General features: G+C 65.6%; 13 protein-coding genes. 10 read left to right on the plus strand and 3 right to left on the minus strand.

Features of this window, described 5'->3' with window-relative positions; all coding sequences use genetic code 11:
* Window positions 1-76 precede the first annotated feature (76 nt).
* Together CH276_RS08250 and CH276_RS08255 are read left to right on the plus strand one after the other, a co-directional pair.
* Window positions 77-361: an acyl-CoA carboxylase subunit epsilon gene (locus CH276_RS08250; RefSeq protein ID WP_094631624.1), complete on the plus strand. Its 285-nt coding sequence runs from the start codon at window positions 77-79 to the stop codon at window positions 359-361.
* Window positions 358-1026, plus strand: coding sequence for a Maf family protein (locus CH276_RS08255; protein ID WP_230596996.1), 669 nt, complete (start codon window positions 358-360; stop codon window positions 1024-1026). Before CH276_RS08250 ends, CH276_RS08255 begins: the two co-directional genes overlap by 4 nt.
* Window positions 1027-1074: 48 nt before the next feature.
* On the opposite strand, the gene CH276_RS08260 is transcribed toward CH276_RS08255, so the two are convergent.
* Together CH276_RS08260 and CH276_RS08265 are read right to left on the minus strand one after the other, a co-directional pair.
* Window positions 1075-1518, minus strand: coding sequence for a flavodoxin domain-containing protein (locus CH276_RS08260; RefSeq protein ID WP_094631625.1), 444 nt, complete (start codon window positions 1516-1518; stop codon window positions 1075-1077).
* A 114-nt stretch (window positions 1519-1632) separates the two neighbouring features.
* Window positions 1633-3012, minus strand: a complete 1380-nt coding sequence (locus CH276_RS08265) for a hypothetical protein (RefSeq protein ID WP_094631626.1) — start codon at window positions 3010-3012, stop codon at window positions 1633-1635.
* A 155-nt stretch (window positions 3013-3167) separates the two neighbouring features.
* On the opposite strand from CH276_RS08265, the gene CH276_RS08270 reads away from it, so the two are divergent.
* Window positions 3168-4433, plus strand: a complete 1266-nt coding sequence (locus CH276_RS08270) for a glycosyltransferase (protein ID WP_254924361.1) — start codon at window positions 3168-3170, stop codon at window positions 4431-4433.
* A gap of 5 nt (window positions 4434-4438) precedes the next feature.
* Here CH276_RS08270 and CH276_RS08275 read toward each other — a convergent pair whose 3' ends face one another.
* Window positions 4439-5758 carry a hypothetical protein gene (locus CH276_RS08275; RefSeq protein ID WP_094631628.1) on the minus strand — a complete coding sequence of 440 codons (1320 nt, stop codon included), beginning with the start codon at window positions 5756-5758 and terminating at the stop codon, window positions 4439-4441.
* Window positions 5759-6350: 592 nt separating this feature from the next.
* Between CH276_RS08275 and CH276_RS08280 the strand changes: the two genes are divergently transcribed.
* The 7 genes from CH276_RS08280 to CH276_RS08310 form a co-directional block, all read left to right on the plus strand.
* The gene (locus CH276_RS08280) at window positions 6351-7799 is read left to right on the plus strand and encodes a condensation domain-containing protein (protein ID WP_094631629.1); all 1449 of its coding nucleotides are present in this window, start codon (window positions 6351-6353) and stop codon (window positions 7797-7799) included.
* A 46-nt stretch (window positions 7800-7845) separates the two neighbouring features.
* Window positions 7846-9303 (plus strand): condensation domain-containing protein, encoded by a 1458-nt coding sequence (locus CH276_RS08285; RefSeq protein WP_094631630.1) that lies wholly within the window; start codon window positions 7846-7848, stop codon window positions 9301-9303.
* Window positions 9281-10654: a condensation domain-containing protein gene (locus CH276_RS08290; RefSeq protein ID WP_176459163.1), complete on the plus strand. Its 1374-nt coding sequence runs from the start codon at window positions 9281-9283 to the stop codon at window positions 10652-10654. The genes CH276_RS08285 and CH276_RS08290 overlap by 23 nt, the downstream gene beginning before the upstream one ends.
* Window positions 10655-10775: 121 nt before the next feature.
* Entirely contained in the window at window positions 10776-11672 is an 897-nt protein-coding gene (locus CH276_RS08295) for a sulfurtransferase (RefSeq protein WP_032397641.1), read from the plus strand.
* Entirely contained in the window at window positions 11669-12082 is a 414-nt protein-coding gene (locus CH276_RS08300) for a SufE family protein (protein ID WP_032397640.1), read from the plus strand. Before CH276_RS08295 ends, CH276_RS08300 begins: the two co-directional genes overlap by 4 nt.
* 130 nt (window positions 12083-12212) lie before the next feature.
* On the plus strand, window positions 12213-13682 hold the full coding sequence (locus CH276_RS08305) for a condensation domain-containing protein (protein ID WP_032397639.1): 1470 nt from the start codon (window positions 12213-12215) through the stop codon (window positions 13680-13682).
* Between the two features lie 128 nt (window positions 13683-13810).
* On the plus strand, window positions 13811-14056 hold a 246-nt coding region (locus tag CH276_RS08310; RefSeq protein ID WP_303396053.1), incomplete at its 3' end, for a biotin carboxylase N-terminal domain-containing protein.

The following is a 14056-nucleotide window of genomic DNA, read 5'->3' on the forward strand; positions in this document are numbered from 1 at the left end:
AGATCGTCACCGCACTACGACTACTCGAACGCAAACAAGTCACCCTCCCACCCAAGAAACACGGAAACATCCCACTATGAGCGAAACGAACGACGACGCAGCGAACGACGCGAACCTCGTCGCAGCCGATTCCGACGGGGTGGTCTCTGCGAGTCCTGCTGCCGTTCGAGTGGTGAAGGGCAATCCGAGCGACGAGGACCTCGCCGCGCTGGTGACGGTTCTGACGGCTGCGCAAGGCGGATCGGAGTCGACGGGCGATTCTCGTCCCCGCGAGCTGTGGGGTTCGCCGGTGTTGCTGCACCGCCGGTTCGCGGCTCAGTCGGCGTATTCGTACGCCGCGTCGGGACGCCACACGCGGTGACGGTCCGGTCCTCCGACGCTGCGCCGGGCCCTGTTCGTCTGGTCCTGGCGTCGGCGTCGCCGGCGCGCCTGTCGGTGCTGCGCGCCGCCGGGGTGGAGCCGATCGTTCGGGTGTCGGGAGTCGACGAGGATGCGCTGACCGATGCACTCGGGCCGTCGGTGTCTTCGGAAACCGTGGTCACGGAATTGGCCCGAGCCAAGGCTGCGGCGGTGGCCGAGACGTTCGCGGATTCGACCGACGATCTGGTGATCGTCGGTTGCGATTCGATGTTGGCGATCGGCGGCGAACTGCACGGAAAGCCACATTCGGTCGACGTTGCGCGCGCCAGATGGCAGTCCATGGCGGGCAACAGCGGCGAATTGCTGACCGGCCACGCTGTGCTCCGGGTGACCGACGGCGTGGTGGTGGCGCAGGCCGCAGCGCACAGTAGAACCGTCGTGCATTTCGCGACGCCGTCCTCGGTGGATCTCGAGGCCTACCTCGACTCCGGTGAACCGTTGTCGGTGGCGGGGGCGTTCACGCTGGACGGTCTCGGCGGCTGGTTCGTCGACCGCATCGAGGGCGATCCGTCGTCGGTGATCGGCATAGGCCTACCGCTGGTGCGTACCCTGCTCACTCGGGTGGGTACGTCCCTGGCCGCCCTGTGGGACAGCACCCCGTCCTGACCGTTTCGGCCCCGCCTGCCGGTGGGGTGCCGAAGCCGAATGCCACGTTCAGGGCAGCAGGTCGATCAGTTCGCGAGCCCACTCCTCGGCCATGGTCTTCGGCCTGATGTTCGACGAGCTGTCGTGGCGAGCATGAGTGCCGACCTGCTTGCCGCCGAGCTCGGTGAGCTTCTCTGCGATGATCTCGCCGCCGCGGTTGAAGGTGTCCTCGTAGACCCGGTCGCCGAGACCGAACACCGCGAACTGCAGTCCCGCGAGGTCGGGAGCATCCTCGACGAGTGCGTCGAAGAAGGGTTCTGCACCGGTGGGGAGCTCTCCGTCTCCGTAGGTGGAGCAGATGACCACGTGGAAGTCGTCGGTATCGATATCGGACACCTCGTACTCGAGCATGTCGCGCACCTCGGCGTCATGATCGCTGAGCACGTCCGCAATCTTGTCGGCGACCTCCTCGGCCGTACCGGTCTCGGACCCGAACAACACGACCACTGCCATGGATCGCTCCCCTTTCTCACACCTGCCCGAACACTCGAACAGTCGGAAAGCATAGCCTCACCGGCGATCCGGCCGAAAATCCGTCCTCGCCCGCAGTTGTGACTTGTCTCGAGATCACCAGAATTCGGGCGTCAGACCCCATCGATCGAACTCCGCCTCCACCAGCCCTCGCAGGTGTTCCTTGCTGGGAAAGCTGTCCGGATCGAGCCCGGTGACGCACAGGGTCGCGCGTTCTCCCGATTCGTTCCACCAGGCACTGACGCCACCGCCGGTGCGGCGCAGCAAGGCCACGTCGGTGTTCTGGGTGATCGACCTCATCGCCACCGCGGTGGCGTCGACACCACCGATGGCGCGCAGTGCGACACCTCTGGCACCGAGATTCGAGCACAGGCACAGCGGTGCCGAGCCCGACGCGGCGAGTTTGGCCACGATCGCGTCGGGCAGCAACTGCATCAGCGGCTTGAGGAGCTCGAATGTCGTCGTGACCGAGTGATCGGCCTGGTTTCTGAATGCCTGCTTGCTCGCTGCTCGAATCTCTCCGAGATCGTCGAGGTACCCCGCTCCTGGGTCGACGTGGATCGAGACACCGGACGTCGCGTTGGCACGTCGATCTCCTGCGGTCCTGGTACTGACCGGGAGGGCGACGCGCACCCGGTCCTCCGTGGAGACTCGGCCGCTCCCGGTCAGGATGCCGAGCACCACCGCCACCAGCAGACTGTTGGAACTGCCGCCTTTGCTCGCCGCGGCAGCGGACCACTCGGAGGACAGGCAGTCGACGACGACGGTGCTCGGCGTCCACGCACCCTCCGCAGGTGCGACGATCACCCGCGGACGATCCGCACCGGAGCCGTCCGGCACGACCGTGCTCGGGGCGGCGGACGCCGTGGTCCGTGCCCGTATCACCTCCAGCGCGGTGCGGCCGAGCGCTCGGGCCGCACCCGAGAGCGCCGCACCGAAACGGCCGAGACCATCGGACAGATCGGCTCGCGAGATCGCCGTCGCGGACGCGGAACCGTCATCGAGACCGACGCGCGCGAAATCGTCGGGCACAGCGTGTCCGGCCAGCGCGGCCGCTGCCGCCGAGGTGAGGGCGCCGCCGTCGCCGACGACGTGCGAGCCGACCAACGACACGACCGTGCCGCCGTCGTCCACCGAGCTGGCCGACAGACGCCACGCCGGTCCCCCGATCGGGTCCAATGTCACGGCGGCCTCGTCCTCGATCCACCTCTCGACGGCCCCGCGGGCGATCGGTGATCCGATGACCACCGGATCGGCGGCTCGACGAGCTGCGGTCCAACTGTCCCGGGCTCCGGGCACCCGGGCCCGCCGAACGGATCGATCGATGGGGCCTGCGGCGAGCATTCGCCACATCGATCGGAGTGCGTCCGGTGCGACGGCGCGGTCGAACCGCCAGACGATCTGGTTCACCACAGGTACCCCGAGAACACATTCCATGCGGAGGAACAGGTCGTCGTCGTACGTCAGTCTTTCCACTACGCGAGACTATCGCTGCGCGAGTGCGGACGCAGGTGGGCCGCAAATGTGTTTCCCGCCATATGTTTTCCGAACCCGACTGCGCCGGGCAGGACTGGTAGGTTGAGGGCGTTTTCCATGCCGAAGCGACTGCGAGTGACCCTATGAAGTTCGTGATGCCATTCAACGGCAGTCGCGGTGACGTGACGCCCGGTCTTGCCCTCGGCGTCGAACTCGCCGATCGCGGACACGACGTGGTGTTCGGCGCACCACCGAACCTGATGGACTTCGCGCAGGCGAAAACGGCTGAGTCCGAACGAGTCAGCGTGGTCTCGTTCGGGCCGGACACCCAGCGACTGTTGGAGTCGGAGTTGATCAGGGTGCGCATCAAGTCGCGCAACCCGCGGACCAAGATTGCGGCACTCGCGGAACTGGCCAATCACGGCTGGGACCGGATGACAGCCGAACTCGAGTCGATGGCCCAGGGTTGCCACGCGATCGTCACCGGTTCGCTGGGGCAGGAGATGGCGTTCAACGTGGCGGAGTCTGCGGGTAATGCCTTTGTGGCACTGCACTATTGCCCGCTTCGGCGCAACGACGTCGTGCCCGTGACCCCGGGAGCCGCGTTGCCCGGCTACGTCAACCGATCGATGTGGGTGCTGGCGGAGTCGATGCGCTGGAAGTCCATGAAGGCTCGCGAGAACGCGCAGAGAGTCTCCCTTGGCCTGGCCCCGACGCGGCATTCGTTGCCGGTTCGATCCGAACGCTACGGCGGAGTGGAGATTCAGGCCTACGAGTCGGCGCTGTTTCCCGGACTCGCCGAACAGTGGGGCCCGCAACGGCCGTTCGTCGGATTCCTGGGGTTGAGCAGCGGTCGAGTGGACGTCGATCCTGCGCTCGAGGAATGGCTGCAGGCAGGTTCCGCGCCGGTGTACTTCGGATTCGGCAGCATGCCCGTGCCCGATCCCACCGCACTGGTGCGCATGATCGAGAATGTGACCGGACGGCTGGGTGTTCGCGCTCTCGTCTGTGCCGGCTGGAGCGACCTCACCGGCACCGATCTGGCTGCGGCCCAGTCGAACTCGAACATCATGATCGTCGAGTCGGTCGATCATGCGAGCATTCTCCCGCGGTGCCTGGCTGCGGTCCACCACGGCGGCGCGGGTACGACGGCTGCGACGGCACGGGCCGGTCTTCCGACGCTCGTCTGCTGGTTCAGCGCCGATCAGCCGTTCTGGGGAGCCGCGCTGCGCCGGATCGGAGCCGGGACCAGCACGAAATTCTCGGCATTGACCGAATCCGTTCTGCAGCAGGGAATCATCGACATCACCACCGACCGAGCCAGGCAGGCGGCGCGCCGACTCGCCGCGACCGTCGCTCCGACCGCAACCGCGGTGAGCGCAGCTGCCGACATCACCGAGGCAGCAGCGCAGAGCCGCTGACGCAGTCACCAGAAACGCGCGGTCAGTTCCCAGCGACCCAACGCATCCGCCACGTGGTCGCGCAGTGCCCGGTCGTCGACGAATCGATCCGGATCCATGGCGTGGACGGTCAGGGTGATGCTCTCGTCCGTCTCGCACACCCACGCCGTCAGGCCACCGTCCAGCGATCGCGCGAACGCGGCGTCGGCACCTGCGAAGGTCGCTCTGCCCGATACGGCGCGAGCTCGAACGCCGGCCACCGTGGTGAAGACCTCGGGCAGAACGCCCAGGTTCGAAGCCAGACCTTCGGCACCGTCACGTGGTTGCGGAACACGCGCGACCACCGCGTCGGGCAGCATCTGCACGAGGGCCTGCGAGATGCCCGCGGGTGGCAGGCCTGCAGCCTGCCTGGCCGCGAAGGCGGTGAATGCCGCCTTGCTGGTCTTCCGAATCGTCGACAGATCCCGGTCGCCCGCATCGGTGACGGGCACCTCGATCTTGACAATCTTGGTGGCGTTGGACCGGGTGTCGTCGGTGGTGCGATCGCTGACCGGCAGAGACCACTGCAGCGAGTCTCCGATCGAGGCTCGCCCGGCCTGCCCGGAGGCTGCCGTGAGGACCGCGATGAACAGGGAATTCGACGTGCCACCCCATCGCTCGGCGGTTGCTCTCCAGGCAGTCGCGTCCACCTCCGCAACCGCGTGAGGCGATACCCAGTCTTCGTCCACCACTCCGGCGGTCGGCTGCGAGCGAGTCGGCTGCGAGCGGGGTGGCTGCGAGGGTGGGTCAGCAGCGTCCTCACCGGATCGGGCGGAGCTCGGAAGTGCTGACGCAGCGGTGTTCACCAACCAGCCGGCGACGGACCGCACCTGCTCCACGGCATCTCGTAGGTCCGAGCCGAGGACCGCGATGCCGTCCGCGCCCGGTATCGACCGAGGCTGCTCGGACGCGGAGTTGGCGGCAACGAACGCGGCGATCAGAGCACCGCCATCGGCGACCATGTGCGATGCGACCAACGACAGCACCGTCCCTCCGTTCGCCAAGGGTGCCGCTGCCAGTCGCCACCCGAGACCGGTCTCGGGATCGATGTCGCGATCCAGGCGGTCGTCGGCCCACGCCAGAACGTCGGTCGGTTCGATGACGTGTGGGTGAAAATCCCGTGAATGGGAGACGGTCGAGGCCACCCATCGATCGCGTGCCGTCGGCACCGTCGACGCGACCACCCGGCGCGCGAGCAGACCGTCGGACAGGTTGCCCCGTAGTTTTTCCAGATCTGCCCGCTGAACGGATTCGTCGAACCACCACAAGAACTGGTTGAAGACGGGATATCCGATGCCGTGATGCATTCGCAAGAATAGGTGATCGGCAAATCCAATTCGAGTCACGCGCCGAACCTACTACATCCGAGAAACAGGGGCAGTGGTGTCGATTTCCCATCACCGATGCATTCACACTCGGCAATATATGCACGGAAAAGGGGGGTCGATTGTGTTCCACACCATGTTCGGGCCATTCAGTGGCCCAGGTCGTTCTTCGACCCGGTGGACAATCTGCGCCACACCCCGATTGTGAACTGTCATCATCTTGACCAGCAAAATCAGTGACTCGATCGTAAGATAGGACAATCGGACACCCCGTCGACTGCCGATCGGAGACCTGAGGGTCAAGACGTTCGACAGTGAGAAGTATTACTTTTACGCGTCGCGAAATAAATTCGCTTTCGCCCTATCGTATGTTCTGAACTCACTTCGGGTCGACGGCAATGAAGTTGTTCTTTCAACGCGGAAAGCAGCAATCGAACAGCAATCGAATAAACGACCGGTCGGCTGCACGAACACCGCTGACAGGTTTACACGATCGACTCGACCGTAATCCAACGTGCAATACCGAACCAACGCCGCACACCGCCGACCGAGCCCGGAACGGAAGAGGACTCCCATGGAATACACCGAACTCGCCGACTACCCCCTCCCCGCCGGTCGTCTGACCGAGTGGGCCCCCCGCGTCGACGACGACCGTTGGGCACCGGACCCCCGTGGGCTGTCGTTCACGCACCAGGACCATTGCGAGCGCAGCGCGCCGGGCTCGTGGATCGGCACGGTGTTCGAGATCCACCGCCGCTACGACGTCGAGGCAGTGCGGGCAACCATCGCCGCGTACATGGGTCGTCACGAGGCGTTCCGCACCAAGGTTCGACGCGACGAGGAATCCGGTTCCTGGCTGCGCTACACCGCACCGACGGATGCAGTGCAGGTGACCGATAGGGCACACACCGAACCACATACCGAAACTCAGGTCTTCGGCCATCTGCACTCCTGGTTCGGCGAAACTGTGTCTCCGACGGCGTGGCCGCACTTCGTCCTCGCCACCATCGAACCGGACGACGCCTCCCGCGCTCTCTCGGACGGGCCCGGAGAGTCGTTCCTGCTCGCGTTCGCCGCCGACCACTCGGTCATGGACGCCTACAGCCAGATCTACGCCATCAACGAGATCGACCGGCTCTACGCACACGCTCTCGAGGGCGTCGACCCGGAATTGCCCGAAGTCGGCAGCTATGTCGACTTCAGCCAGGCCGAGCGGACTCTCGGCGAGACGCTGACCGGTGACCACAGCGCCGTACGCACCTGGCAGGACTTCCTGGCCGTAGAGGACGGACGCTTTCCTGCGTTTCCCCTTCCGGTGTCGGTCGACCGGTCGCCGACCGGCAGCGGCCCGGCCGCGCAGAGCAGTATTTCGTCCTGGCTGCTGACCGCCGACAAATCCGATGCCTTCAACGCCGCATGCCGTGCCGCCGGGTACAACATGCAGGCCGGGATCCTCGCCGCTCTGGCGCTGACGAACGTTCGCCTGTCCGGCCGCACGACGTTGCGCACCGTGATGCCGATGCACACCAGAGACGAACAGAAGTGGGCCGCAGCGGTCGGCTGGTACGTCGGAATCCTGCCCATGGAGATCGAGCTCGACAACGCTCGCACGTTCGGGGAGGCGATCGAGGCCGCGGCGACTGCAGGCGCGGCCAACAAGGGGTTGGCACGGATGCCGTACTCGAAGATCGCCCAGATCCTCGAGTCGACGGAAATTCCGCGATTCGTGGTGTCCTACATCGACCTTCGGTTCCTTCCGGACGCCGACCAGTGGCAGGGCCGCAAGGGTCGGGCTCTGCGAAGCAACTGCCACGCCGACGACGAGGTCTACTTCTGGGTCAACCGGACGCTTCAAGGGCTCAACATCTCCGCACGATTCCCCAGCTCGGACGTCGCGTCCACCAACGTCCACCGCTTCATCACCGAGTTCGTCGCCGTGCTGACGGCAGTGATCGACTCCGACTGCGGTACCGATACGGTGCTCACGTCGGCCTCTCGGTCGGTGACCGTCGCCGCAGAGTGAGCCATCGAATCAACCCGCGGCCCGTATCGAGGAGGACGAAGCGACGATGATCATCACCGCTATGGGCAGGTGGAATCCCGCTCCCGGTCGGCTGCTCGAATGGCACCCCACGTCGGCTGCCCGGGCGAGTGCCGAAGCGGCACCTGTCGATTCGGCTCCGGCCTCGTTTCTCCAGGAGGACCATCTCAAGGCCGCGTGGGCGGCCCGCGAACGCGGCGACGTTCACACCGCGTACACCGGGGTGGCAACCGAGATCGACGGTGACGTGGACACGGACGCGATGAGCCGCGCACTGGCCGCCTACGTGCTGCGGCACGAGGGTCTTCGATGCTGGTTCGAGGTCGAGGGAATCGACGTCGTTCGGCATCTCGCTCCACCCGAGGTCGCGGCGTTCGAAGTGACCGACGCCGGAGAAGCGACGGACGACGACGAATTCCAACGCTACGTACGGGGGCGCTTCTCGTCCGAGGCGACCGCGGACTCCTGGCCGGGATTCGTCGTCGGCGTGGTGGCCAGGCCCGGCAGCTTCACCCTGTACTACGGCGCAGACCACGCGTTCACCGACGGTGGCTCGCAGGCCTTGGTCATCAGCGAGTTGGCGGACCTGTACGCGCTCGAGACCGGTGCGGACGCACCGATCCCTGCGCAGGCAGGTAGCCATCTGGAATACGCCGCCGACGAGCGGGCGCGGGCCGCGACGTTCGGGGCCGATTCTCCCGAAATCGCCGCTTGGCGAGACATTTTCACCCGGCACGACGGCCGCATGCCTCGCTTCCCACTCGACCTCGGACTCGCGCCCGGCGAGAAAGCTCCCGTTCGCATCGTCGAACGCAACCTGTTGAACAAAGAACTGACCGCTGCATTCGACGCCGCGTGCAAAGCCGCCGGAGCCCGCATGAGCAGCGGGATATTCGCTGCGGTCGGGATCACCGACTTCGAATTGGCCGGAACCACCGACTACTTCGGGATCACCGTGCTCAGTACCCGGCACCACGGTGACTACGGGCAATCCCAGGGGTGGTTCGTCAATTTCGCTCCGGTCGCGTTCGAGGTGGCAGGAAACGACAGGTTCTCCGACGTCGCCGTTCTGGCCCACCGAGGCTTCGAGCAGGCCAAACGGATCGCGGAGGCCCCGGTGCACGCCGTACTGGGTGCTCTCGCCGCCGACGGCACTCTGGGTAGCGAGTTGGCCGTGAGCCCGAACATGCTCTCGTACATCGACTTTCGCTGGTTCCCCGGCGTCGGACGAGACGCGGACACCCGCGCCGAGCACTTCACCGGCGAGGGTTCGACGTCGAACGCATCGATGTGGATCAACCGAGACGGTGAGCACTTGTATCTGGTGGCCCAGACCCCTGATACCGACGTTGCGGCCGCAGCGGTGAAGCGCTACCACGATCATCTGGCCCACGTGCTCGAAGCCATTGCACGCGACGGTGATTACCGCCTCACGCACGACGATCTCGTTCAGGAGCCGGCCGGTGCGGGTCACCTCGATCACTGAGTACACCCCACGCGCGGGCACGGTCGTCGAGTTCACCGCCGTCGTCACCGGGAATCCGCAACCCTCACCGGTCCCACCGTCGTTCAACCAGCGGTTTCACCTCGGTGATCTCGAGCAGGCCGAGCGCGTCTGGATAGCCGGGGCCTTCGAAGTGCAGGGCAACCTCGACATCCGGGCGCTCGAGTGGGCCTTCGAGCGCCTGATCGACCGCCACGACACCCTGCGCAGTTCCTTCGTTCGCGTGGTGGACGGAATCGAGCGGACGCTCCACGAACCGGGTTCGGTGGAGATGAGGCAATCCACTCGAACCACCTTCTCCTCGGCGTCGACGCTCCGGAATCACCTCCGAAGCACGCTCGAACTGCACTGCGATGCAAGACGATTCCCGTCGTACACCTGCGTCGGAATCGACCGACCGGACACCTCGACGATACTGTGCGCTTTCGACCACTCCAACGTCGACGCCATGTCGATCGCCGTCGTCGTCGACGAGATCCACACCCTGTACGAGGCCTACCGCCGCTGCCCGTCGAACCCGGAGACAGACCTGCCTCCCGTCGGTGGGTTCGTCGAATACTGCCGCATCGAAGCAACCCAGCCACTCGTCGATCCAACGGACGAGCGCATGGTGCAGTGGTCGACCTTCCTCACCGAGTGCGGGGGCACCACGCCGCGCTTCCCGTTCGACCTCGGCGTCGCCGAGGGTGAAACAGCGCCTCAGGCAACGACTGTCACCTCCTTGCTCGACGCCCGGCAGACCGCCGACTTCGAGCAGCTCTGCGCCCGTTCCGGAGCCGGAATGTTCGCCGGGGTCGTCGCAGCGATCGCACAGGCCTGCGCCGACACGGGCGGACCGAACCGTGTGCCGTTCCTGTTCCCGTTGCACACCCGCCATCAGCAGCACTTCTCGCGAGCACTGGGCTGGTTCACCACCAACGCTCCCATGACCGTGGAGGTCGAACGAGATCTCACCGACACGATCACCGCGGCCCACACAGCGTTTCGCGCGGCACTACCTCTGAGCACAGTTCCGATCCCCCAGGTACTGAACAACCTCGGTGACGCCTTCACCCTGTCGCGTCGAGACGTGTTCATGGTGTCCTACATCGACTACACCAGAATCGGTGGACACGAGCGCTTCGACCGAACCGACGCACACCACATCAGCAATGCCACGGTCTCCGACGACGCACAGTTCTGGGTCTCCCGCACCGCATCGGGCCTGGCGCTGCGATCGCGATTCCCCGACACGGCAACGGCACACTCGGTGATGACTGCGTTCACCGCGGAACTGATCGCACTCATGCGGGCCTCCGCAGCGAAACCCGAGAGCGCAGCCCTCACACCCTGACAAACTGCGTTCCGCAGGCTCCACTCCCGCCCCTCGACAGATGTTCCGCATAGGATCGAGAGTGCAGACCGTTCACCCCCGGGCGGGCCGCCAGCCGAATATCTTCTGTAGGAGCCGATACGTGCCTGTACCAACCGATTCCACCGCAACGTTCGCCGACTATGCGCATCCGGATCGTCTCGTATCGACCGAATGGCTGTCCGCTCATCTCGGCACCCCCGGCCTTCGCGTCGTCGAATCCGACGAGGACGTGTTGCTCTACGACGTCGGCCACATTCCCGGCGCGGTCAAGATCGATTGGCATCTCGACCTCAACGATCCGGTCACCCGCGACTACATCGACGGCGAGCAGTTCTCGAAGCTGATGAGCCGCAAGGGTATTTCCCGGGACGACACCATCGTCGTGTACGGCGACAAGAGCAACTGGTGGGCCGCGTACGCACTGTGGGTCTTCACGCTGTTCGGACATCAGGACGTGCGTCTGCTCGACGGCGGCCGCGACGCCTGGTTGTCGGAGAACCGCGACACCACCCTCGATGTGCCCGAGTTCCCCGCAACCGAGTATCCGGTGATCGAACGCGACGACGCGCCCATCCGCGCGTTCGCCTCCGACGTCCTCGGCTCGCTCGGAACGGTGCCGTTGATCGACGTGCGCTCCCCCGCCGAGTACACGGGCGAGCGCACCCACATGCCCGACTACCCCGAGGAAGGCGCATTGCGCGGAGGTCACATCCCCACCGCCGTGAGCATCCCCTGGGCCAAGGCAGCCGCACCGGACGGACGCTTCCGTTCTCGTTCGGAACTGGACGAGATCTACTCCGGCACGTCTGCGACCGACGACGTGATCGCGTACTGCCGTATCGGTGAGCGTTCGAGCCACACGTGGTTCGTGTTGACCCATCTGCTCGGATACCAGTCGGTTCGCAACTACGACGGCTCGTGGACCGAATGGGGCAACGCCGTCCGCGTTCCGATCGCCAAGGGCGAGGAGCCCGGATCGGCTCCGGCCACTCGATGAGTGCCCTGCCGGAGTCGCTGGCCGAGATCGTCGAGGACTTCGCCGCGGTGGAGGGACAGGACAAGCTGCAGCTTCTGCTCGAGTTCAGTCGTGAACTTCCTCCGCTGCCGGAGCACCTTGCCCAGGATGCGATGGAGCCGGTGCCGGAATGCCAGTCTCCGCTGTTCCTGTCGGTGGACGCCGCCGATCCCGAGCGAGTCCGGCTGTACTTCAGCGCCCCGCCGGAAGCGCCGACCACGCGAGGGTTCGCCTCGATCCTCGCGCAGGGACTCGACGGCCTCGGCTCGCAGGAGATCCTCGACGTACCCGACGATTTCTACTCGGCGCTCGGGCTGAGCGACGCGGTCAGCCCGCTCCGACTGCGCGGCATGTCGGCGATGCTGGCGCGGATCAAGCGTCACCTTCGCTGACGGTCGACCGGCGACGGCGCGGTGGCGCGCCCGTCGTCTTGATCGATACAACGGGTCGTCGTTAGACTCCGCGGCAGGGCATCGATGCCCAGTCCCCCGACGCTGACGACGAAGGTTGGTTGCTGCCGATATGGAGTTCACGGAGTTGGCGGACTACGCGGTTCCCGCGGGCACGCTCACCGAGTGGATACCCAGCGTCGGTCCGCAGGCCCGCACTCCTGAGGCCGCAGGGTGGCACCCCGACGCCAGGCCGACGTCCTACGTCCACGAGGCGCACCTTCGTACGAGCCTGAGCAGTCCTCGTCGCGGTCGTGAATCATGGCTCGGCGCGGCCTTCGAGATCGCAGGCCCCCTGGACAAACCCGCGTTCCGCCGGGCAGTTCTGAACTGGATCGACCGGCACGAGGCGATGCGGTCGAGCGCGTCGATCGACGAGGTGACGGGCGAGATGACGCGGGTGACCGCGGCGCAGGGTGCCATCGACATCTGGCAGGTCGAGCAGGAACGGTGCGCGCAATCGAGCGAGGTATTCGAGCACCTGCAGTATCTGTTCGACGAGTTCACCTCACCGTTGATCTGGCCCGCCTACGCCTTCGTGACTCTCGAACCGGTGGACGAGACGCGTCCGATCACCGTCTTCTTCGCAGCGGATCACTCCATCATCGACGGTTTGTCCACGGTGTTGGTCGCGCACGAGATCGCTGCTCTGTACGGAGAGGAACTGGGCGGTGCGCCTGCTGCCCTGTTCGAGGCCGGCAGCTACCTGGACTTCGGTTCCTCCGAACGCGAAAGGAATGCTGAGCTCGAACATTCGCACGACGCCGTGAGGATCTGGCGAGACTTCCTGGTCGACGGCGACGGTGAACTACCGGCGTTCCCCCTCGACATCGGCGATCCGAGTCCGGACGATCTGCCGCAAGGCGGTTTGTCCGCGTGGGTGCTCGACCCCGAGCAGGCCGACTCGTTCTCGGTCGCGTGTCGCAAGACAGGACACAGCCTGTTCGCGGGATTGCTCGCGGTACTCGCCATCACCGGCTCGGAACTGGGCGGGGGTAGTCGTTTCCGTACGGTAACGCCGGTGCACACCCGAGACGAGCCCCAGTGGGCCTCCGCACTCGGCTGGTTCGTCGGACTGTGCCCCATCTCGTTCGACATCGCCGGTGCCGACTCGTTCGGTTCGGTGGTCGCGGCGGCCTCGGCCGAGGTGAAGAAGACCAAACCGATCGCCCGCGTTCCCCTCGATCGGGTGTTCACCACTCTGGGCTACTCCGCCCGCCCGCGCTTCGTCGTCTCCTTCATGGACGTACGGTTCGCGCCTGCGGCCGAGCACTGGCCGGACTGGAACGCCAGAGCACTGCGCAGCAAGCAGTACCAGCACGACGTGTACATCTGGATCAACCGCACGCCGCAGGGAATCAACATCGCGGCTCGCTACCCCAACACCGAGCAGGCGACCGCTCGGGTGCACGAGTACGTCGGTGCCTTCCGGAAGCTGTTGACCGATGTGGCGGACACCGGGACCGCGCGATTCCCTCTTCCGGACCACCACCGGTCCGATATCGGACATACCGACACCGGTCAGATCGCTACCAATCAGTAGCTCGCTGCGACGCGTCCTCGATCCGCTGCAGCTGTACGGACCGATTGCAGCGATGACAGTGCCGGTGCTTAGACTCCGACGTGACGTTCGTAACGAAGCACGCGAGAAACACATCTGTAGGAGGCTCAGTGCCCAGCCATGCCAGTGCTCAGATCACCAAGGTTCTTGTCGCCAATCGTGGCGAGATCGCGGTGCGGGTGATCCGGGCGGCCGCCGATGCCGGGTTGGCCAGTGTCGCTGTGTACGCCGAGCCCGATGCCGATGCCCCGTTCGTACGGTTGGCCGACGAGGCGTTCGCCCTCGGGGGTCAGACCTCGGCGGAGTCGTATCTGGTGATCGACAAGATCCTCGACGCCGCCGCCAAGTCCGGTGCC

This window comes from Rhodococcus sp. 06-470-2, assembly GCF_002258235.1.
Lineage (GTDB): Bacteria > Actinomycetota > Actinomycetes > Mycobacteriales > Mycobacteriaceae > Rhodococcoides.